Raw genomic sequence first — 18,812 nt, 5'->3', positions numbered from 1 at the left:
CCAAAAGGGAGGAACTTCATGGATCGTCGTTCGTTCATCCGCAAGGCCGGCACCACCGGTTTCGGCGCCGCGGCCGCTGCCGCGACACTTGCTGCGCCGGCCATCGCCCAGTCCAACCCGAAAGTGACCTGGCGGCTGGCGTCGTCCTTCCCGAAGTCGCTCGATACGATCTATGGTGGCGCCGAAGTGTTTTCCAAGATGCTGTCGGAGGCGACCGACGGCAACTTCCAGGTCCAGGTCTTCGCCGCCGGCGAACTCGTTCCCGGCCTGCAGGCCGCCGACGCCACCACTGCCGGCACCGTCGAGGCCTGCCATACGGTGGCATACTATTACTGGGGCAAGGACCCGACTTGGGCGCTGGGGGCGGCGGTTCCGTTTTCGCTCAACGCGCGCGGCATAAACGCCTGGCACTATCATGGCGGCGGCATCGATCTGTTCAACGAGTTCCTGGCGACGCAGGGTCTGTTCGGGCTGCCGGGCGGCAATACCGGCGTGCAGATGGGCGGCTGGTTCCGCAAGGAGATCAAAACGGTCGCCGACCTTTCCGGCCTCAAGATGCGTATCGGTGGTTTTGCCGGCAAAGTGGTGCAAAGGCTCGGCGTAGTTCCGCAGCAGATCGCCGGTGGCGACATTTATCCGGCGCTGGAAAAAGGCACGATCGACGCCGCCGAATGGGTTGGCCCCTACGACGACGAGAAGCTCGGCTTCTACAAGGTTGCGCCCTATTACTACTATCCCGGCTGGTGGGAAGGTGGACCGACCGTCCATCTGATGTTCAACAAGGCGAAATACGACGAACTTTCGCCGGCTTACAAGTCGCTGGTGCACACTGCCGCCCAAGCGGCCGACGCCAACATGCTGCAGAAATACGACTACCTCAACCCGGCGGCGGTGAAGCGGCTGGTTGCCGGCGGCGCCAAGTTGAGCCCGTTCAGCCAGGAGATCATGGCCGCCTGTTTCGAAAAGGCCAACGAAGTCTATGCCGAGATGGAAGCCTCGAACGCGCCGTTCAAGAAGATCTGGGACTCGATCAAGGCGTTCCGCAAGGAGCATTATCTCTGGGCGCAGGTGGCCGAGTACAATTACGACACCTTCATGATGGTCCAGCAGCGCAACGGCAAGCTCTAGAATATTCTGCGACGCCGAGTGGCTCCACTCGGCGTCGCAGAAAAGGGCTAAAACAAAGCGGATGTCCCGTTTGGTTTGAATGCATTCCGCTCCAGGCGTTTGATGGATCTCGTCAAAGGACCGCGAGCCACGCCCCGCGGTCCTTCCCTGTCAGCCTTCGGACGCACTGACTTCGACCAGTACTCCACCCGGCGCATGGCAATAGAACGTCGTCGACTGGATGCGGCCGCGCATTAGCTGCTGGACCTCGCCCGGTTGCAGGCCGGCATCGGCAAGCCCGGCTCGCTTTGCATGCACAAACTCCGGCTTGCCGACGAAGAAGCCAACGTGAAAGCCGTCCGGATAGCTGGCGGGCTCGCCTTTCCCCGGCTTCATCAGATTGAGGATGAAGCCATCGATGCCACGCAGAACCGCGAAGGCGTCCTTGCCGCGCACGGCGACAAATTCAAAGCCGAAATGGCTGGTGAAGAAGCGGGCAAGGCCGGCAACTTCGGTGGTGACGAGATTTATGTGGTTCAGTTTCATGATGCGTCTCCTGCCACGGGTTGAATGCGGACAGGCTTCGACCGAAGAGCGCAAACCGGCGGGACCGCTACATCCGAAAATCCGGACGTGACCCGACCGGCTCGCGAGTTTCGCCTCGCTTGCCGGCCGCGGGTTCTCCCACAAGTAATGTGGCGAACAGGCTTCCCCGAGCATCGTGCTCAGGACGGGAAGAGCCGGACTACCGAACCGGCAATGTCTTTTTCGGCGTAGTTTCTGTAACCGGTCGCCCCGCCGGTGGCAACTGGCCCGATCGATCAGCCCTGAGGCACTACCAGGACCTTGACCTCACCTGGTGCCGACGGGTTGGCAATGATCGCCACCGCCTCGTCGAGGTCGACTTGTCGCGATATCAGCCGGTCTACCTCGATCGCACCCGAGGCGATGAGATCGGCGGCCCGGCGATGGGTAAAGGGATTGAGGAAGGAGCCCAGGACCTTCAACTCGCGGAACAGCAGGTCGAACGGTTCGAACGCCGCTTTCATGCCTTGCGGCATGACGCCGACGACGACAATTGTGCCGCCCGCCTTGGCCAGCCGCATCGCCTGCTCGACGGTGTCTTTCACGCCGGCGCATTCGAACACCACGTCGACGCCGCCCGGCATCAAACCCGACCGGCCGACGATCGCGTCGGTGATGTCGGAAGCGCTGGGATCGACCGTCGCCGTTGCGCCAAGTTCCTCGGCAAGGGCGCGCCGCGAGGCCTGGCGCGTCGACAGGATGATGGTCGTCGCACCGGCGAGCTTTGCCAGTTGAACGGTGAGCAGGCCGATCACGCCGCCGCCGAGCACGGCAACCGACGAACCTGGTCTGATCGCGGCAAGGTCCACGCCATGCAGGCAGCAGCCGAGCGGCTCGCAGAACGCACCATGCGTCGGCGTCAGATCGCCTGGCAGGACGAAAGCCTGTTTCTGCGGCAGGGCAAGATATTCGGCAAAGCCGCCATCGCGATGGATGCCGATGGCACGCAGATTGCCGCAGAGGTTGACCCGGCCGGCCTGGCAATGCGCGCACCGGCCGCAGGCGATGTTGGGATCGCCGGTGACGCGGTCGCCGACGGCAAAGCCGGATACGGCAGGTCCGATCGCCTCGACGATGCCGGAGAATTCATGGCCGAGAGTCACCGGCGGCGTGCACGGGAATTCGCCATGGAAAAGATGCCGGTCGGTGCCGCAGACGCCGCACGCCTCGATCCGCACCAGCAGCTCGTCCGGTCCGGCAGTCGGTTTCTCGACCTCGCACACGGCGAGGCCGCCCACTCGCTCCAGTCGCACCGCCTTCATGGCTGCCGGGCCTTCGTCAATTGAAACTCGGTGGTTGCGACAGATCGGTTGCCGGTGCCGCCGGTTTCGCGGGCGGCTTTTCGTCGAAGCTTGGCGGCTGCGACAGGTCCTGCGCGCCGGGCGCAGCGGGTGCCGTGCTGCCACCGGCCGGCGGCGTGCCGAGCGGCGACAGGCTGGGCATCTCCGGCACCTTGATGTCGATCGTCGCTGGATCGACGACGGCGCCTTTGTAGTGCATCACCATCTGCGGGAAGGCGATGGTCAGGCCGATCATGATCACCTGGATACAGACGAACGGCACTGCGCCCCAATAGATCTGCCCGGTGGTGACGGGCGCGATCTGTTTGCCGGTGAGCCGGTCGAGATAGGGCACGCGTGCGGCGACCGAGCGCAGATAAAACAGCGCGAAGCCGAACGGTGGATGCATGAAGCTGGTCTGCATGTTAACCCCGAGCAGCACGCCGAACCAGATCAGGTCGATGCCGAGCTTGTCGGCCGCCGGCGCCAAAAGCGGCACGATGATGAAGGCGAGCTCGAAGAAATCGAGGAAGAAGGCGAGCACGAAGACGAGGATGTTGACGCCAATCAGGAAACCGACTTCACCGCCCGGCAGCGACGTCAACAGGTGCTCGACCCAGATGTGGCCATTGACGCCGTAGAAGGTCAGCGAGAACACCCGCGCGCCGATCAGGATGAACAGCACGAAGGACGACAGCCGCGTCGTTGAGGCCAGCGCCTGCTTGACCACGTCGAGCGACAGCCGCCCCTTCATCGCCGCCATCGCCAGCGCGCCGACGGCGCCCATGGCGCCGCCCTCCGTCGGCGTGGCGATGCCGAGGAAAATGGTACCCAGCACCAGGAAGATCAGCGCCAGCGGCGGGATCAGCACGATGATCACCTGCTGTGCCAACCTCGACATCAGGTTGATCTTCAGGCGCTGGTCGATGATCGCCACGACATAGATGAAGATCACGCCGATGGTGGCGCCGAGGATATCGGCATTGCCGCCATGGTTTGGCGCGAGGTAGCGATACGCGGCATAGGAAACCACCACCGCCGCCAGCAGCGCCGCCAGCAGCGACAGCACACCGTGACCGAGCGTGCGGGCCTCCAGCGGCAGTGCCGGCATCGACTTCGGCCGGACGATCGACATGAGCAGGATGTAGAGCATGTAGATGCCGGTCAAAATGAGCCCGGGGATCAGCGCCCCCTTGTACATATCGCCGACCGAGCGGCCGAGCTGGTCGGCCAGCACGATCAGCACCAGTGACGGCGGGATGATCTGGGCGAGCGTGCCCGATGCTGCGATGACGCCGGATGCCAGCCGCCGGTCGTAGCCGTAGCGCAGCATGATCGGCAGCGAAATCAGCCCCATGGCAATGACGGAAGCCGCCACCACGCCGGTCGTCGCGGCCAGCAGCGCGCCGACGAAAATCACGGCATAGGCCAGGCCACCACGAACCGGTCCGAACAACTGGCCGATCGTGTCGAGCAGGTCTTCGGCCATGCCGGATCGTTCGAGCACGATGCCCATGAAGGTGAAGAACGGGATCGCCAGCAGCGTGTCGTTCGACATCACCCGGCTGCCGTAGAAATTGTCCGGCAACGCGTGCAGCAACGGCCAGGCGAGGTTGATCGAGCCGCCCGAATAGGGCGACAGCAGCACGCCGATGAAGAAGAACATCAGGCCGTTGGCGGCAAGCGAGAAGGCGACGGGGTAGCCGATCAGCAGGAAGAAGATCAGCGAGGCGAACATGATCGGCGCCATGTTCTGGGCGATGAACTCGATCACGAGCGCACCTCTTCGACGAGCGCCTTGGCTTCTAGCTCGGCCTGTTCATGCACCGATATGAATGGAGTGGGATCGTCCATATGACCGCGCATGATGGCGATTTTCTTGATGATTTCGGAAATGCCCTGCAGCGCAAGCAGGAAAAAGCCGACCAGCAGGATCGCCTTCGCCGGCCAGATGATCAGCCCGCCGGAATTGTTCGACATCTCGCCGCTGCGATACGACAGCGACACATAGGGAACGAAATAGACCACCATCAATGTCACGAACGGCATCAGGAAGAAGACGTGACCGAAAAGGTCGATCCAGTGCTGCACGCGGCGCGAGAACATGCCGTAGACGATGTCGATGCGGATATGGTCGTTCTGCTTCAGCGTGTAGGCGGCGGCCAGCATGAAGGCGGCGCCGAACAGATACCACTGCAATTCCAGCCAGGCGTTCGAGGACATGTCGAACAGCTTGCGGATGACGGCGTTAGCGGCGCTTACCAGAATTGCGAGCAGGATCAGCCACGATACCCATTTGCCGATGAATTCGTTCAAACGGTCAATGGTTCTGGAAAGAGCGAGAAGCCCTGCCATGCATTCCTCCCTTGTGTCAGAGCGCGGCGGTTCCCTGTCCGTTGCGCCGCTGTGGACCAACGGTATGCAGTGCGTGGTTCGGCGGGTCAACACGGGCCTGCCCGCATAAACACAGTTGTGAGGTGACGACCGGCAAAAAAGCTGCCGCGTCCTTTGCATGTCCAAGGACATGCGGCTCTTTCACCAACCAAAGTCGGGTGCGGCTCAGGCGATCTTCTGTTGGTCGCGGCCGGCGCCGATCAGCACAAGCATGGCGACGAGGAACAGGTACATCCAGGCATCGCGCCATTCGAGCGGGAAATAGCCGGCCCATAGCGATTCGGCCATGCCGAAAGCGGCGGCGCCCAGTGCCGCCCGCAGCGGCGAAAGATAGCCGCCTACTGCCGTCACGAACAGGATCTTCAACCCGTAGACCAGGCCGGTGCCGAAGCTGATGTTGCCGTAGTAGAAGCCGGCGAGCACGCCGGCCAGCGCAGCGCAAAGGCCGCCGAAAAGCACCGCACGCCGAAACACCGCGCGGACATCGACACCGCACATCGCAGCAGCCTTGGGATCGTCGGAAACGGCGCGCCAACTGCGGCCGAAGCTCGAATGTGTGAAGCCCCACGCAGCCAGCGCAATGGCCGCCAGCACGGCAGCGCAATCGAGCAACTGGATCAGCGTCAACGTCGCCTTGAAGCTGGCACTCTGCGCGAAGACGATGGTCTGGGCCAGCATCGGTGGCAACCACAGATCGTGGGTGTTGGCGGCGATGCGGCTGGCTTCCGACAAGACCAGCAATATACCGAGCGTTGTCACCACGATCGCATTGGGCGAGCGGTCGGCCAAGGGTTCGAAGATGCTTCGTGACAGAACGTGGCTGATCAGCGCCGCGTAGAGAAACGCCGCAACTATGCCGAGCGCGACCGATGCAAGCAGCGTCAGCCACAGTGCCTGATAGCCGAATGCCGCGGTGAGGATCATCGTTTGCCCGCAAAAGGCGAACAGCGCGCCATAGGCAAGATTGGTGCGGTGCAGGATGCCGTTAGTCAGCACATAGCCGAAGGCAAGCAGTGCGTAGAGCGCGCCCGAATGCAGCCCGTTCAGAACCTGCTGGAAGAAATAGAGCATGCAAAATCCTCGGTGCATGGCTCCGAATAATCGGAAATCGACTTTCGCTGGGATCATGCACAAAATCAAAGTGCTACAAGCCGCGGCGCTCGCAGCCGTGAAGAGCGTTGCACTCGGAATCTAACTTGTCAAATGCGATTTATCGGTTAGATTTCATCGCATGACGGTATCCTGGACTCCGCACCGCTTCACCGGCGGCATGCTTGCGCTCGACACGGCGAACACCGTTGTGCTGCGGCACCATCCGGAGAAGACCTTCGACCGTTTCGACGATCCCGCCGAGATTGCCCGCTTTGCCGAAGCCGCCAGCGGCTTTCGCGCCGCCGAGCTCGGCGGCAGGCGGCTGGAGGCCCCGTCGCCGGACAAGATCGCGCCGGTGGTACTGTCGATCCGCGAAACCACCGATCGGCTGTTTCGCCGCGCGGTGTCGAAAGGTGCGATCGCCACCGCCGACATGCCTGAATTCCTGGAAGCCTGCGCCGACGGCCTCGCCCATGGCCGCACCGAAATCGGGACGCTTGGAAAACCGTTCGGCGACCCGGCGACGCCGATCGCCTTTGAGGCGGCATTGGCGGTCTCGGCGCTGTCGCTGCTGCGCGGCGACACCATCGCCAGGCTGAGGATTTGTCCCAACTGCAGCTGGCTGTTTGTCGACCGAAGCCGCAATTCCAGCCGCCTTTGGTGCGACATGGCGGTATGCGGCAACCGCCAGAAGGCAAACCGTCACTATCGCCGCCGGACGGCGGCGAACGAGGTCCACAATGGCGAGGTCCAGAATGGCTAGGCTGTTTTCGCGCTCGATCGTTGTCGGGGTTGCGCTGATTGTGGCTGCAGCGCTCGGCGCCTGTCGCGAGACGGGCACGGACGACAACGGCGATGGCAAATTGTTCGAGATTTCAGGCAAGATATTCGTGTTCAACTATCGCCTCGCCAGGGCGACCTACCTCGTTACGCTGCGGCCGTTGCGGCCGATGGGGGAGGGGCAGGTCGCGGTCGCCAGCTTCCAAAACCCGGCCGGCGGCGAGCCGCTGGCAGTCGAGCAGAAAATCTGGCCGAAGCTCGACAAGGTGACGCTGGAGAGTCCGGCGCTTCAATGCGTCGTCAAGGACAAGCCTTACGCGATCGCGATCAGCATCAAGGACGCTGACGGCACGATCCTCCAGAAGATCGACACCACTCTGATGTCGACGGAGGACCAGTCCGTCCTGCCCGACCGGCCGCTGGTCATCGATCAGCTTTATACGCCCAATCCGGACCTTGCCGGCCACCCGGACGGCAAGTTGCCGAACGAACCTAAGCCCGACTGTTCGAAAGGTCTCTGACGCATTTTTCGACGGCATCGGATGGCGCGGAATTTTATTGCTGTCGAAAACAGCCGACGCGCGGTTTCTTACGCCGGCGGGCGCGGCGTTGATGATTTGTTGCGGACCGCCTGGCGGCTTCGATTTTGTTTGACCTCCCCGGCAAGGGAAGAAAGACTATAGGTACTTGACTCCGACGTTGGCCGCGCACCCTCCAGGTGCGGCTTCCGCACAGGAAATGCCTGATGACGCTGCACAATGTCGCGCTCGACGACAAGTTCGACCTGGCAAAGGAGCGCATCTTCCTGTCGGGTGCCCAAGCAGTCATCCGCATGCTTCTGATGCAACGCGAGCGCGACCGCCGGGCTGGCCTGAACACCGCCGGTTTCGTCTCCGGCTATCGCGGCTCGCCGCTCGGCGGCCTCGACATGCAGCTGTGGAAGGCCCGGGACCAGCTCGCGCAGTCGGACATCGTCTTCCAGCCCGGTCTCAACGAGGAGCTCGCCGCCACCGCCTGCTGGGGCTCGCAGCAGGCCGAATTGCTGGGCGAGGGCACTCGTGACGGCGTTTTTTCGGTCTGGTACGGCAAGGGTCCGGGCGTCGACCGCTCCGGCGACGTGTTCCGTCACGCCAATCTCGCCGGCTCGTCGAAACATGGCGGCGTGCTGGCCCTGATGGGTGACGACCACATGGCCGAATCCTCGACCAACGCGCATGCCACCGAGTTCCTGTTTGTCGACACCATGGTGCCGATCCTCAATCCGGCCGGTGTCCAGGAGATCATCGACTACGGCCTCTACGGCTTTGCCATGTCGCGTTTTGCCGGCACCTGGGCGGCGATCAAATGCGTCAAGGACAACATCGAATCGACGGCCTCGGTCGATGCCGCGCTCGACCGGCTAGATATCGTCATCCCGGACTTCGACATGCCGCCCGGCGGCCTCAACATCCGTAACGAGATCGACATGCTCGGCCAGGAGGAGCGGTTGCATGAATACAAGCGCGCCGCTGCTTCGGCCTTCATCCACGCCAACGGGCTGAACCGGATCGTCTATTCAGGCGGCAGCAGCCCGAAGCTTGGCATCGTCACCATCGGCAAGAGTTATCTCGACGTTCGGCAGGCGCTCGAAGACATAGGCATCGACGAAGTGGCCGCCAATCGTATCGGTATCAGGCTGTTCAAGGTCGGCTGCCCGTGGCCGCTCGACCTGCAGCACATCGCCGACTTTGCTCGCGGCCTAGACACCATCGTTGTCGTCGAGGAGAAACGCTCGCTGATCGAGGTGCAACTGCGCGAGAACCTTTACGGCACCGCCACGCAGCCGGTCATCGTCGGCAAGAAAAACGAACGCGGCGACTGGCTGTTCCCGGCCAAGGGCGCGCTCGACCCCAACGACATTGCCATCGCACTCGGCGAGAGGATCTTGCTAACGATCGGCCCGTCGGAAGAAATTGCCGCGCGGGTGGCGAAATTGCGCCAGTTCCAGGCGATGCTGGCCGACACGTCAGACATCGCCTCGCGCACGCCCTTCTTCTGCTCCGGCTGCCCACACAATTCCTCGACCAAGGTGCCGGACGGCTCGCTCGCCGCCGCCGGAATCGGGTGTCATTTCATGGCGCTGTGGATGGACCGCAACACCGTCGGCTTCACTGCCATGGGCGGCGAGGGCGCGCAGTGGGTCGGCCAGGCGCCGTTCTCGAAGCGCGAGCACATCTTCCAGAATCTGGGCGATGGGACCTACAACCACTCGGGTGTGCTGGCGATCCGCTTCGCGCTGTCGACCGACGCCAACATCACCTACAAAATCCTCTACAATGACGCCGTCGCGATGACCGGCGGGCAGCCGCACGAGGGCGGCCTGACGGTGGACATGATCGCCAGGCAGGTGCGCGCCGAGGGCGTCGAGCGCATCGCCATCGTCACCGACGAGCCGGACAAATATACCGGCAAGGTGGAATTTCCCGCCGGCGCCACCATCCACCACCGCGACGACCTCGATCTCGTCCAGCGCGAGTTGCGTTCGGTCAAGGGCGTCTCGGTGCTGCTCTACGACCAGACCTGCGCCGCCGAGAAGCGCCGCCGCCGCAAACGCGGCACCTTCCCCGATCCCGACAAGCGCATCTTCATCAACGAGCTGGTCTGCGAAGGTTGCGGCGATTGCGGCGTGCAGTCGAATTGCGTCTCGATCCAGCCGGTCGAGACCGAATTCGGCCGCAAGCGCAAGATCGACCAGTCGAGCTGCAACAAGGACTTCTCTTGCGTCAATGGTTTCTGCCCGTCCTTCGTCACCGTCCACGGCGCCAAAATCAGGAAAGCCGAAGGCATAGCCGGCGCGGCCGACCCGCTCGCGGGGGTGCCGGCGCCGGCGCAATTTACGCTCGGTGAACAAGGCTGGGCGGCAATCATCGACGGTGTCGGCGGCACCGGCGTCGTCACCATTGGCGCAGTGCTCGGCATGGCAGCCCACCTCGAAGGCAAGGGCTGCGGCATGATCGACATGGCCGGCCTCGCACAAAAGGGCGGCTCCGTGTTCACCCATGTCCGTATTGCCCGCACGCCGGACGACATCCACGCCATTCGCGTATCGGCCGGCAAGGCCGATCTCGTGCTTGGCTGCGATCTCGTCGTTTCGGGTGCAAAGAAGGTGCTGGCCGCGGTGCGCGAAGGCTATACCATCTTCCTCGCCAACACCGCCGAGATCATGCCGGGCGAGTTCGCCCGTTCGGCCGATTTCTCGCTGCCTATCGAGCGGCTGAAGAAAGCGATAAGAACTGCCGCGGGCGACGACAAGGCGCATTTCTTCGACGCCACCCGCACCGCCACCGCGCTGTTCGGCAGTTCGCTCGGCGCCAACATGTTTATGCTCGGCTTTGCCTTCCAGCATGGCGGCTTGCCGCTGTCGGACGAGGCGGTCGAGAAGGCAATCGAGCTCAACGGCGAGGCGGTGGCGATGAATGTCGCGGCATTTCGCTGGGGTCGCCGCGCCGCCCACCAGCCGGATTTCGTGCGCGGCCTTCTCACCCAGCCGGGCAAGGCCACGCAGCCTGCCGCGATTGCCGAGACGCTGGCCGACATCATTGCCCGCCGCGTCGCCTTCCTGACCGCCTATCAGAACGCCGCCTATGGCAAGCGCTATGCCGACAGACTGGCAGCGCTGCGTAAGGCCGAAACCAAGGTCGTGCTCGGTTCGACCGTGGTGACCGAAGCTGCCGCAAAGAACCTGTTCAAGCTGATGGCTATCAAGGACGAATACGAGGTGGCGCGGCTCTATACCGACGGCTCCTTTGCCGCAGATCTCGCAAAGCAGTTCCAGAGTTACGACAGGCTCGAATTCCATCTCGCACCGCCGATCATGGGCAGGCGCGGCAGTGACGGCAAGCCGAAGAAATCGAGCTTTGGTCCGTGGATGATGAACGGGTTCCGCCTGCTGGCGGCGATGAAGGGCCTGCGCGGCACCGCTTTCGACCTGTTCGGCTACAGCGCCGAGAGGCGTATGGAGCGGCAGCTTCTTGCCATCTATGAAGCCGACCTGGAGCTTGTCGCCGGCGCGCTGGCACCGGGCAAGATCGAGGCCGCTGCCGCGCTTGTCTCGGTGCCGGCGCTCATCCGCGGCTATGGCCACGTCAAGCGGGCCAGTGCCGAAAAAGCCGCCGGCGAACGCCAGCGTCTGCTCGACCGCCTTTCGACGGCGCCACTGCGGCCGCAGCTTCAAGCCGCCGAATGATTCCGCACCGTGATACGCCTTGTTTACCTGAACGGTAGTTTCTCTGTTTCCGCAGCGTCAGCGGGGGATCCCGGCAGGTCTCAAACCGCCTCTCTAAACCTTTCTTAAGGCCAATGTGACACTGCTGGGTTCCCAAGGGTTGGGATCCAGGCGTGAATCTGAAAAGACAAAACGAGATTCCGGTCGACGTTTACATTCCGTTCGTGGAAACTCTGTTTCGCGACGGCGTTACGCTTTCGATCGGCATTGTCGCGCAGACCTTCCTGATCGGCCTTGTCTGGTGGAAAAGCGGCGACCCGCTTTATCTGCTTGTCGCGATCGCGATGGTTCTCGTCGGCATCTTCCGTATGAGAAACTTCCGCAAATACAACAGCTTGCCCCCGCCGGCGACCTGGGAAGAGGCGCACAAGCGCGAGAACGACTACATCCTCTATGGCTCCTTGCACGGGCTCACGCTTGGCGCCTTCTGCCTGCTTGGCATCTATTTTGCGCGCGACAATTTCGCTGAGATCGCCTCCGTCTGCCTGACGCTGGCCACGGCCACCTCCATTGCCGGGCGCAACTATGGCTCCCCGCGCATGGTCACCATCCTGACGCTTGCCTTGACGTGGCCGATCTCGTTGGGGTTCCTTTTACGTGGCGATATCTACCACATCCTTCTCGGGCTCCTGTCCGCCCCATTCCTGTTTGCTATTCGCAAATTCGCCGACACGGTCCGCGACGTGCTTTTTGCCGCCGTCTCGGAGGAAAAAAAGGCGAACCGCATCGCACAGCGTTTCAACCGCGCCCTCAACACCATGTCGCATGGTCTTGTCATGCTCGGTCCGGACGGCCGGGTAGCGGTGGCCAATGCCGAAGCCGCGCACCTGATGTCGCTCAAATCGCCGGATGCCTTGCTCGGACGGTCGATCCACGGTCTGCTGATGCGCGGCGTTGCCGGCGGCATGCTGGCGCCGAAGGATTGCCGCTACATCGAAGCCCAACTGACGCGCGCCCTGCGCGAGGGCCGCGACCGCAAGGTTCTGGTCTCGCTCGCCAACGGCCAGCACTATGAATTTTCTGCCCGGGAAGGCAGCCAGGAACTGGGCGTCATCACTTTCGAGGATGTGACCGCCCGCGTCGAGGCGGAGGACAAGATCCGCTTCATGGCGCGCTACGACAGTCTCACCGGTCTGCCCAATCGCGCCTATTTCCATGAGCTGGTCGTGGAGGCCATGGCCTCGGGCGATCCGGATCGTCTCTGCGGGCTGGTCGTGCTCGACCTCGACGATTTCAAGAGCGTAAATGATACGCTCGGCCATCCGGTCGGTGACGGTTTGATCTACGCCGTCGCTGAGCGGCTGGCCGCGATCGCCGGGCCAGGTATCACCGTCAGCCGCTTCGGCGGCGACGAGTTCATGATCTTCTTCGAACGCATCGAAGATGAAAGCCATCTGACCGGCCAGGTTGATGAGATCTTTGTCAATCTACAGGGCGAGGTCGATGTCGCCGGCCACGGATTGCGCATCCAGGCCAGCGGAGGTGCGGCGCTCTCGCGGGTCAGGGATACCGACGTCGATGCCATGATCGTCAAGGCCGACCTTGCACTCTACAAGGCAAAGGAGCTTGGCAAGAACGGCTGGCGGCTGTTCGAGGCCTCCATGGACGCTGCCTTCCGCAGCCGCCAGCTGATGAAGGCGGATCTGCGCAGTGCGGTGGAAAACAAGGAGCTGCGAGTCGTCTACCAGCCGATCGTCGCGATGAACACGATGCGGATCGCCAGTTGCGAGGCGCTGTGCCGCTGGGATCATCCCGACCTCGGGCCGATCTCCCCCGGTATCTTCATTCCTCTTGCGGAGGAAATGGGCATCATTTCCGACATCAGCACTTTCGTCCTGCATGCGGCCTGCACGGAATGCGCCAAATGGCCGGCCCAGACCAGCGTGTCGGTCAATCTCTCGGCCAAGGATTTCCGCAATCGTGATGTCATCCAGAAGGTTCGCGATGCGCTGGCCGGTTCCGGTCTGCCGGCCGACCGCCTCGAGATCGAGGTCACCGAGACGGCGCTGCTCGATGACAAGTCGCTGACACGCCAATATATCGAGGAATTGAAGCGGCTCGGCGTTCGCATCGCGCTCGACGATTTCGGTACCGGTTATTCGAGCCTCAGCTATCTCCACAAACTGCCGCTCGACAAGATCAAGATCGATCGCTCGTTCCTGATCGACGTTACCCAGAACAGCCGGTCGCTCGAATTGCTCAAGGGCATCGTCAACCTGTCACGGCCGCTGGGACTTTCGGTTACCGTCGAAGGTGTCGAGACCTTCGAACAGCTCAAGATCCTAGCATTGCAGGTCAAGCCGGACCTGGTCCAGGGCTTTCTGTTCGGGTCGGCACTCAGCGCGTCCGGCATCGAGACGATGTCAAGCACCGTCTGGCCATTCGCCAAAGACATCCAGACCGCAAGGAAGGCGCCGCGGCGCTGATTTGCGCTGAAAACCGCGTATTTTAGTATAATTTTATTAATTGTTAACCTTAACGAGCGGTAAACGAGCTCGTACTTATTTTCATCTTTACATCTCATGACCCGTCCGTAGTGTCGGCTGGTGGCGGTAATCGCGGGGAATAGAGTTCATGTGTGCCCAGTTGAGTTCGCTCGGCCATGCGGCGAGCGCGGGCGGTGAAAATTCGTCCGAAACTATGTCTAGTTTCGCCAGGAATGTTTCGGCGATGCTGGAGCGGACGGAATACCGCCGTTGCGACAAGGGCGAGGATCTCGAGGACATCTATCGCCTGCGCTACAAGTCGTACCGTTCCAACGATATGGTTCCCGATAACGAGAACCACACCATTCACGACGAACTCGACGAGGTGCCTAACGTCTTCCGGTTCGGTGTCTACATCGACCAGGAACTCGTCAGCACACTGCGTATTCATCACGTAACGCTGTCGACGCCAAGATCGCCTTCCACCAAAGCTTTCGGTGACATCGTCATGCCGATGCTCGAGGAGGGCATGAGCTTCGTCTGCCCCAGTCGGTTCGCCTCCGACCCGGAATGGTCGCGCGTCTATCCGCAAATACCCTATCTCACGCTGCGGCTCGCCGGCATGGCATGTTTTCACTTCAACGCGCCCTATTGCCTTTCGACCATCCGCGAGGATCACGCCGGCTTCTACAAGCGGATCTACTACGCCGAGAAGATCAGTGAGCCTCGTGCCTATCCTGGCGTCTATAACAAGGTCGTGCTCTACCGTGCTGATGTTGGCGCTATTCGCGAACGGTCGCTGTCGCGCTTTCCATTCTTCCGTTCGACGCCAATGGAGCAGCGTATGTTATTCAATGCGCCCGGTGCCGGCGAACTCGCTCCGCTGACCATCCTGCCAACCGCCAAGTATTTTCGCGAAGCCGCCTGAACGAGCCCATGGAGCCTTCCGGTAGCTTCGGCGTTCTGGATAACGGCAAGGGTGCTGGTGGTAGGTCGGCACGGCCGATATCCGCCACGTATCGCTTCGACAGCCATCCGATCAAAGGAACCGATATGACCATTTCCACGCTCGCCCTCACCCCGCTTATCTCACTGATTGCAGGCGTGCTGATCCTGGTGATGCCGCGGCTGCTCAATTATATCGTCGCCCTTTATCTGATCGTTGTCGGCCTGCTCGGGCTGTTCCCGCATCTCGCCAGCTAACGACATCGGCAATAGCGGACCTGCCATCCATTGTGATTGGTATCGCCGCGCTCCGACCCGCCTCGTTTCAGGGGTTGGGTCAGTCATAGCCGCTGCGCACGTTGCGCCACATCATTGACGCAGCGATTTCAAGTTTCGCTTGAGACTGTTGGCTGCGGCGATGCGGCAATAGCGCCATTGCCCTTAACGCGGCTTTTCGCTATGTGCCTGAAAGATGTCTTCGAAGGGGTATTCCTATGGCTGAACACACGCCGACCGGTCCTGTCGAACTGGGCGCGAAGATGGACTATGCCGAGCACGACCGCACCTATGCCGGCTTCCTGATGCTGGCCAAATACGGGTCGCTGTTTTGCGCCGCAGTGCTTCTGGCCATGGCGTTCGGCTTCTTTGTGGGCGGCTTCTTCTCGGGGACCATCCTGTTCGTTCTGATCCTGGCCGTCGGCGCCTTTATTCTCCGATAACTCCTCCAATTTTTGTCGAGGACGCCGCCGGGGGCCGGCCGGCGTCTTGCGGTAACGGGTTGCGGCCGAAAGGATCATGCGGTGGGACAGACGGTTTTCATCCCTCGTGAGCTCGACGCGAACGAACCGCGCGTCGCGGCCTCGCCCGACACGGTGAAGCGGCTGGCGGCGCTGGGTTTCGACGTGGTCGTCGAAGCTGGCGCCGGCGCGGCGTCGCGCATTCCCGACGAGGAGTTTGCCAAGGCCGGCGCCGCGATCGGCAAGGCCGGCGATGTTTCCAGGGCTGATGTCGTGCTGAAGGTGCGCCGGCCGAGCGATGCCGAGCTGAAAGTCTATCGGCCGGGCACTGCCGTGATCGCCATCATGGATCCCTATGGCAACGATGCCGGCGTCGCCGCGTTGGCCAGGGCCGGTGCTACTGCTTTTTCCATGGAGTTCATGCCGCGCATCACCCGCGCCCAGTCGATGGACGTTCTATCCAGCCAGGCGAACCTCGCCGGCTATCAGGCGGTGATCGACGCGGCTGCCGAATATGACCGGGCGTTGCCGATGATGATGACGGCGGCTGGCACGGTACCGGCGGCGAAGGCCTTCATCATGGGCGTCGGCGTCGCCGGTCTGCAGGCCATCGCCACCGCGCGCCGCCTCGGCGCCGTGGTCACCGCCACCGATGTGCGCCCGGCTGCCAAGGAGCAGGTTGCTTCGCTCGGCGCAAAGTTCCTGGCGGTCGAGGACGAGGAATTCAAGGCGGCCGAGACGGCCGGCGGCTACGCCAAGGAAATGTCCAGGGAGTATCAGGCCAAGCAGGCGGCGCTGACCGCCGAGCACATCGCCAAGCAGGACATCGTCATCACCACCGCGCTGATACCGGGCCGGCCGGCGCCGAAGCTGGTTTCTGCGGCAATGGTCGCCTCGATGAAACCCGGCTCGGTGATCGTCGACCTTGCGGTCGAGCGTGGCGGCAACGTCGAGGGCGCCGTTCCGGGGCAGGTGGTGACCACCGCCAACGGGGTAAAGATCGTCGGCCATCTCAACGTTCCCGGTCGCGTCGCCGCCTCCGCCTCGCTGCTCTATGCGAGAAACCTCTATGCCTTCCTCGAGACGCTGGTTGACAAGGCGACGAAGACGCTTGCCATCAACCGCGACGACGAGCTGGTCAAGGCAACCATGCTGACCGATGCCGGCAAGGTCGTGCATCCCGCCTTCGTCAGGGCTGAGCAGGAGCCGCCAAAGGGCCAACATGTCGAACCGCCGGCCATTCCGGCCAAGACGATGGTTGCCGAGGCTTCGGCAAAGCCGGCTGCGAAGAGGCCGGCCGCTTCGAGGAAGCCCAAGACCACCGGAGGGATCGCGTGATGGATCAGACCCTGCAGAAAGCCCTCGACCAGCTCGACCAGGCCACAGCTGCCGTCCGCCTTGCGGTCCAGAACCTGGCCACCGCGCCCGGCACCGAGGCCGCTGGTGACGCCGCGCACGCGCTGTCCGGCGGCGCGATCGATCCCTTCGTCTTCCGCTTCGCCATCTTCGTGCTGGCGATCTTCGTCGGCTACTACGTCGTCTGGTCGGTCACGCCGGCGCTGCACACGCCATTAATGGCGGTCACCAACGCCATTTCCTCCGTCATCGTCGTCGGCGCGTTGCTTGCCGTCGGCATCTCGGCCTCGGGCATCGCCACCGGCTTCGGCTTTGTTGCGCTGATGCTGGTATCGGTCAACATCTTCGGCGGCTTCCTCGTCACCCAGCGCATGCTGGCCATGTACAAGAAGAAGGAAAAGTAGGCCGCTATGAACGCCAACTTCGCCTCCTTCCTCTATCTGGTCTCCGGCATCCTGTTCATCCTGGCATTGCGCGGCCTGTCGCATCCGACCACCAGCCGCCAGGGCAACATGTACGGCATGATCGGCATGGGCATCGCCATTGTCACGACGCTGGCGCTGGCCACCCCTTCCGCCGGCCGCTTTGCGCTGATCGTGCTCGGCCTCGCCATCGGCGGCTCGGTCGGTGCGGTCACGGCACGGCGCATTGCCATGACCTCGATGCCGCAGCTGGTCGCCGCCTTCCACTCGCTGGTCGGTCTTGCCGCGGTCATGGTGGCGGCCGCCGCCATCTATGCGCCGGAAAGTTTCGGCATCGGCACCGTCGCCGATATCCATGCCCAGGCGCTGATCGAGATGAGCCTCGGCGTTGCCATCGGCGCCGTCACCTTCACCGGCTCGGTCATCGCCTTCTTGAAGCTCGACGGCCGCATGTCGGGCAAGCCGATCATGATCGGCGGCCGTCACTTCATCAACGCAGCCCTGGGCATAGCGCTCATTGTGCTGATCATGCTGCTCGTCACCACCGAGTCCAAGCTGGTGTTCTGGCTGATCGTTGCCGCCTCGCTCGTGCTCGGCGTCCTTCTCATCATCCCGATCGGCGGCGCCGACATGCCGGTGGTCGTATCGATGCTCAATTCCTATTCGGGCTGGGCAGCGGCGGCACTCGGTTTCACGCTCGGCAATCTGGCGCTGATCATCACCGGCGCGCTGGTCGGCTCATCGGGCGCCATCCTGTCCTACATCATGTGCAAAGGCATGAACCGAAGCTTCATCTCGGTCATCCTCGGCGGCTTCGGCGGCGAGACATCAGCCGCTGCCGACGACGGCATCGAGCGCACCGTCAAGCAGGGCTCTGCCGAGGATGCCGCCTATCTGATGATGAATGCGCAAAAGGTCATCATCGTGCCGGGTTACGGCATGGCCGTCGCCCAGGCGCAGCACGCGCTGCGCGAAATGGCCGACAAGCTCAAGGCCAACGGCGTCGACGTCAAATACGCCATCCATCCGGTGGCCGGCCGCATGCCCGGCCACATGAATGTGCTCTTGGCGGAAGCCAACGTGCCTTACGACGAAGTGTTCGAGCTGGAGGACATCAACTCTGAGTTCGCGCAGGCCGATGTCGCCTATGTCATCGGCGCCAACGACGTCACCAATCCGTCCGCCCGCGACGACAAATCGTCGCCGATCTATGGCATGCCGATCCTCGACGTCGACAAGGCGCGCACCTGCCTGTTCGTCAAGCGCTCGCTCGGGTCCGGCTATGCCGGCATCGACAACACGCTGTTCTACAAGGACGGCACCATGATGCTGCTCGGCGACGCCAAGAAGATGACCGAGGAGATCGTCAAGGCGATTGATCACTGAAACGGCGTCGTTGCCAACTCACTGCCGGTCGTCGAAAT

General features: G+C 62.6%; 16 protein-coding genes. 11 read left to right on the top strand and 5 right to left on the bottom strand.

Features of this window, described 5'->3' with window-relative positions:
• Positions 1–18 precede the first annotated feature (18 nt).
• Positions 19–1,128 (top strand): TRAP transporter substrate-binding protein, encoded by a 1,110-nt coding sequence (locus tag NKH29_RS05430; RefSeq protein WP_023718055.1) that lies wholly within the window; start codon positions 19–21, stop codon positions 1,126–1,128.
• Positions 1,129–1,278: 150 nt separating this feature from the next.
• Here NKH29_RS05430 and NKH29_RS05425 read toward each other — a convergent pair whose 3' ends face one another.
• From NKH29_RS05425 to NKH29_RS05405, 5 genes are all read right to left on the bottom strand, one after another.
• Positions 1,279–1,653, bottom strand: a complete 375-nt coding sequence (locus NKH29_RS05425; RefSeq protein ID WP_352484380.1) for a VOC family protein — start codon at positions 1,651–1,653, stop codon at positions 1,279–1,281.
• Between the two features lie 275 nt (positions 1,654–1,928).
• Positions 1,929–2,954, bottom strand: a complete 1,026-nt coding sequence (locus NKH29_RS05420; protein WP_023718053.1) for a zinc-dependent alcohol dehydrogenase family protein — start codon at positions 2,952–2,954, stop codon at positions 1,929–1,931.
• Between the two features lie 16 nt (positions 2,955–2,970).
• Positions 2,971–4,743 carry a TRAP transporter large permease gene (locus NKH29_RS05415; RefSeq protein WP_031193698.1) on the bottom strand — a complete coding sequence of 591 codons (1,773 nt, stop codon included), beginning with the start codon at positions 4,741–4,743 and terminating at the stop codon, positions 2,971–2,973.
• Positions 4,743–5,327 (bottom strand): TRAP transporter small permease subunit, encoded by a 585-nt coding sequence (locus tag NKH29_RS05410; RefSeq protein ID WP_023718051.1) that lies wholly within the window; start codon positions 5,325–5,327, stop codon positions 4,743–4,745. The genes NKH29_RS05415 and NKH29_RS05410 overlap by 1 nt, the downstream gene beginning before the upstream one ends.
• Positions 5,328–5,531: 204 nt before the next feature.
• Positions 5,532–6,437, bottom strand: coding sequence for a branched-chain amino acid ABC transporter permease (locus NKH29_RS05405; protein WP_023718050.1), 906 nt, complete (start codon positions 6,435–6,437; stop codon positions 5,532–5,534).
• Positions 6,438–6,597: 160 nt separating this feature from the next.
• Between NKH29_RS05405 and NKH29_RS05400 the strand changes: the two genes are divergently transcribed.
• The 10 genes from NKH29_RS05400 to NKH29_RS05355 all read left to right on the top strand — a co-directional run bounded on the left by NKH29_RS05400 (position 6,598) and on the right by NKH29_RS05355 (position 18,774).
• Positions 6,598–7,221 carry a CGNR zinc finger domain-containing protein gene (locus NKH29_RS05400; protein WP_023718049.1) on the top strand — a complete coding sequence of 208 codons (624 nt, stop codon included), beginning with the start codon at positions 6,598–6,600 and terminating at the stop codon, positions 7,219–7,221.
• Positions 7,214–7,759, top strand: coding sequence for a hypothetical protein (locus NKH29_RS05395; RefSeq protein ID WP_023718048.1), 546 nt, complete (start codon positions 7,214–7,216; stop codon positions 7,757–7,759). The genes NKH29_RS05400 and NKH29_RS05395 overlap by 8 nt, the downstream gene beginning before the upstream one ends.
• Positions 7,760–7,983: 224 nt before the next feature.
• Entirely contained in the window at positions 7,984–11,463 is a 3,480-nt protein-coding gene (locus NKH29_RS05390) for an indolepyruvate ferredoxin oxidoreductase family protein (RefSeq protein WP_352999168.1), read from the top strand.
• A 152-nt stretch (positions 11,464–11,615) separates the two neighbouring features.
• Positions 11,616–13,928: a putative bifunctional diguanylate cyclase/phosphodiesterase gene (locus NKH29_RS05385; RefSeq protein WP_023718046.1), complete on the top strand. Its 2,313-nt coding sequence runs from the start codon at positions 11,616–11,618 to the stop codon at positions 13,926–13,928.
• 244 nt (positions 13,929–14,172) lie between these two features.
• Entirely contained in the window at positions 14,173–14,856 is a 684-nt protein-coding gene (locus NKH29_RS05380) for an N-acyl amino acid synthase FeeM domain-containing protein (RefSeq protein ID WP_245278538.1), read from the top strand.
• A 125-nt stretch (positions 14,857–14,981) separates the two neighbouring features.
• The gene (locus NKH29_RS05375) at positions 14,982–15,131 is read left to right on the top strand and encodes a DUF3096 domain-containing protein (RefSeq protein WP_023718043.1); all 150 of its coding nucleotides are present in this window, start codon (positions 14,982–14,984) and stop codon (positions 15,129–15,131) included.
• 236 nt (positions 15,132–15,367) lie between these two features.
• A complete protein-coding gene (locus tag NKH29_RS05370) occupies positions 15,368–15,592 on the top strand; it encodes an aa3-type cytochrome c oxidase subunit IV (RefSeq protein WP_023718042.1) in 225 nt (74 codons plus the stop codon).
• 81 nt (positions 15,593–15,673) lie between these two features.
• Positions 15,674–16,948, top strand: coding sequence for a Re/Si-specific NAD(P)(+) transhydrogenase subunit alpha (locus NKH29_RS05365; protein WP_352484384.1), 1,275 nt, complete (start codon positions 15,674–15,676; stop codon positions 16,946–16,948).
• A complete protein-coding gene (locus NKH29_RS05360; RefSeq protein WP_036244434.1) occupies positions 16,948–17,370 on the top strand; it encodes an NAD(P) transhydrogenase subunit alpha part 2 in 423 nt (140 codons plus the stop codon). Before NKH29_RS05365 ends, NKH29_RS05360 begins: the two co-directional genes overlap by 1 nt.
• Positions 17,371–17,376: 6 nt before the next feature.
• A complete protein-coding gene (locus tag NKH29_RS05355) occupies positions 17,377–18,774 on the top strand; it encodes an NAD(P)(+) transhydrogenase (Re/Si-specific) subunit beta (protein WP_352484385.1) in 1,398 nt (465 codons plus the stop codon).
• Positions 18,775–18,812 lie beyond the last annotated feature (38 nt).

It is taken from the genome of Mesorhizobium sp. M1295 (assembly GCF_040318135.1).
Classification (GTDB): Bacteria; Pseudomonadota; Alphaproteobacteria; order Rhizobiales; family Rhizobiaceae; genus Mesorhizobium.
The sequence above is the reverse complement of the archived record's forward strand: the minus strand, read 5'-3'. Positions and strand labels throughout refer to the sequence as shown.

Coding starts and splice junctions, on each gene's coding strand:
- NKH29_RS05430 (WP_023718055.1), top strand. CDS start 19: ATGGATCGTCGTTCGTTCATCCGCAAGGCCGGCACCACCGGTTTCGGC.
- NKH29_RS05370 (WP_023718042.1), top strand. CDS start 15,368: ATGGCTGAACACACGCCGACCGGTCCTGTCGAACTGGGCGCGAAGATG.
- NKH29_RS05380 (WP_245278538.1), top strand. CDS start 14,173: ATGCTGGAGCGGACGGAATACCGCCGTTGCGACAAGGGCGAGGATCTC.
- NKH29_RS05395 (WP_023718048.1), top strand. CDS start 7,214: ATGGCTAGGCTGTTTTCGCGCTCGATCGTTGTCGGGGTTGCGCTGATT.
- NKH29_RS05425 (WP_352484380.1), bottom strand. CDS start 1,653: ATGAAACTGAACCACATAAATCTCGTCACCACCGAAGTTGCCGGCCTT.
- NKH29_RS05405 (WP_023718050.1), bottom strand. CDS start 6,437: ATGCTCTATTTCTTCCAGCAGGTTCTGAACGGGCTGCATTCGGGCGCG.
- NKH29_RS05390 (WP_352999168.1), top strand. CDS start 7,984: ATGACGCTGCACAATGTCGCGCTCGACGACAAGTTCGACCTGGCAAAG.
- NKH29_RS05410 (WP_023718051.1), bottom strand. CDS start 5,327: ATGGCAGGGCTTCTCGCTCTTTCCAGAACCATTGACCGTTTGAACGAA.
- NKH29_RS05360 (WP_036244434.1), top strand. CDS start 16,948: ATGGATCAGACCCTGCAGAAAGCCCTCGACCAGCTCGACCAGGCCACA.
- NKH29_RS05400 (WP_023718049.1), top strand. CDS start 6,598: ATGACGGTATCCTGGACTCCGCACCGCTTCACCGGCGGCATGCTTGCG.
- NKH29_RS05355 (WP_352484385.1), top strand. CDS start 17,377: ATGAACGCCAACTTCGCCTCCTTCCTCTATCTGGTCTCCGGCATCCTG.
- NKH29_RS05375 (WP_023718043.1), top strand. CDS start 14,982: ATGACCATTTCCACGCTCGCCCTCACCCCGCTTATCTCACTGATTGCA.
- NKH29_RS05420 (WP_023718053.1), bottom strand. CDS start 2,954: ATGAAGGCGGTGCGACTGGAGCGAGTGGGCGGCCTCGCCGTGTGCGAG.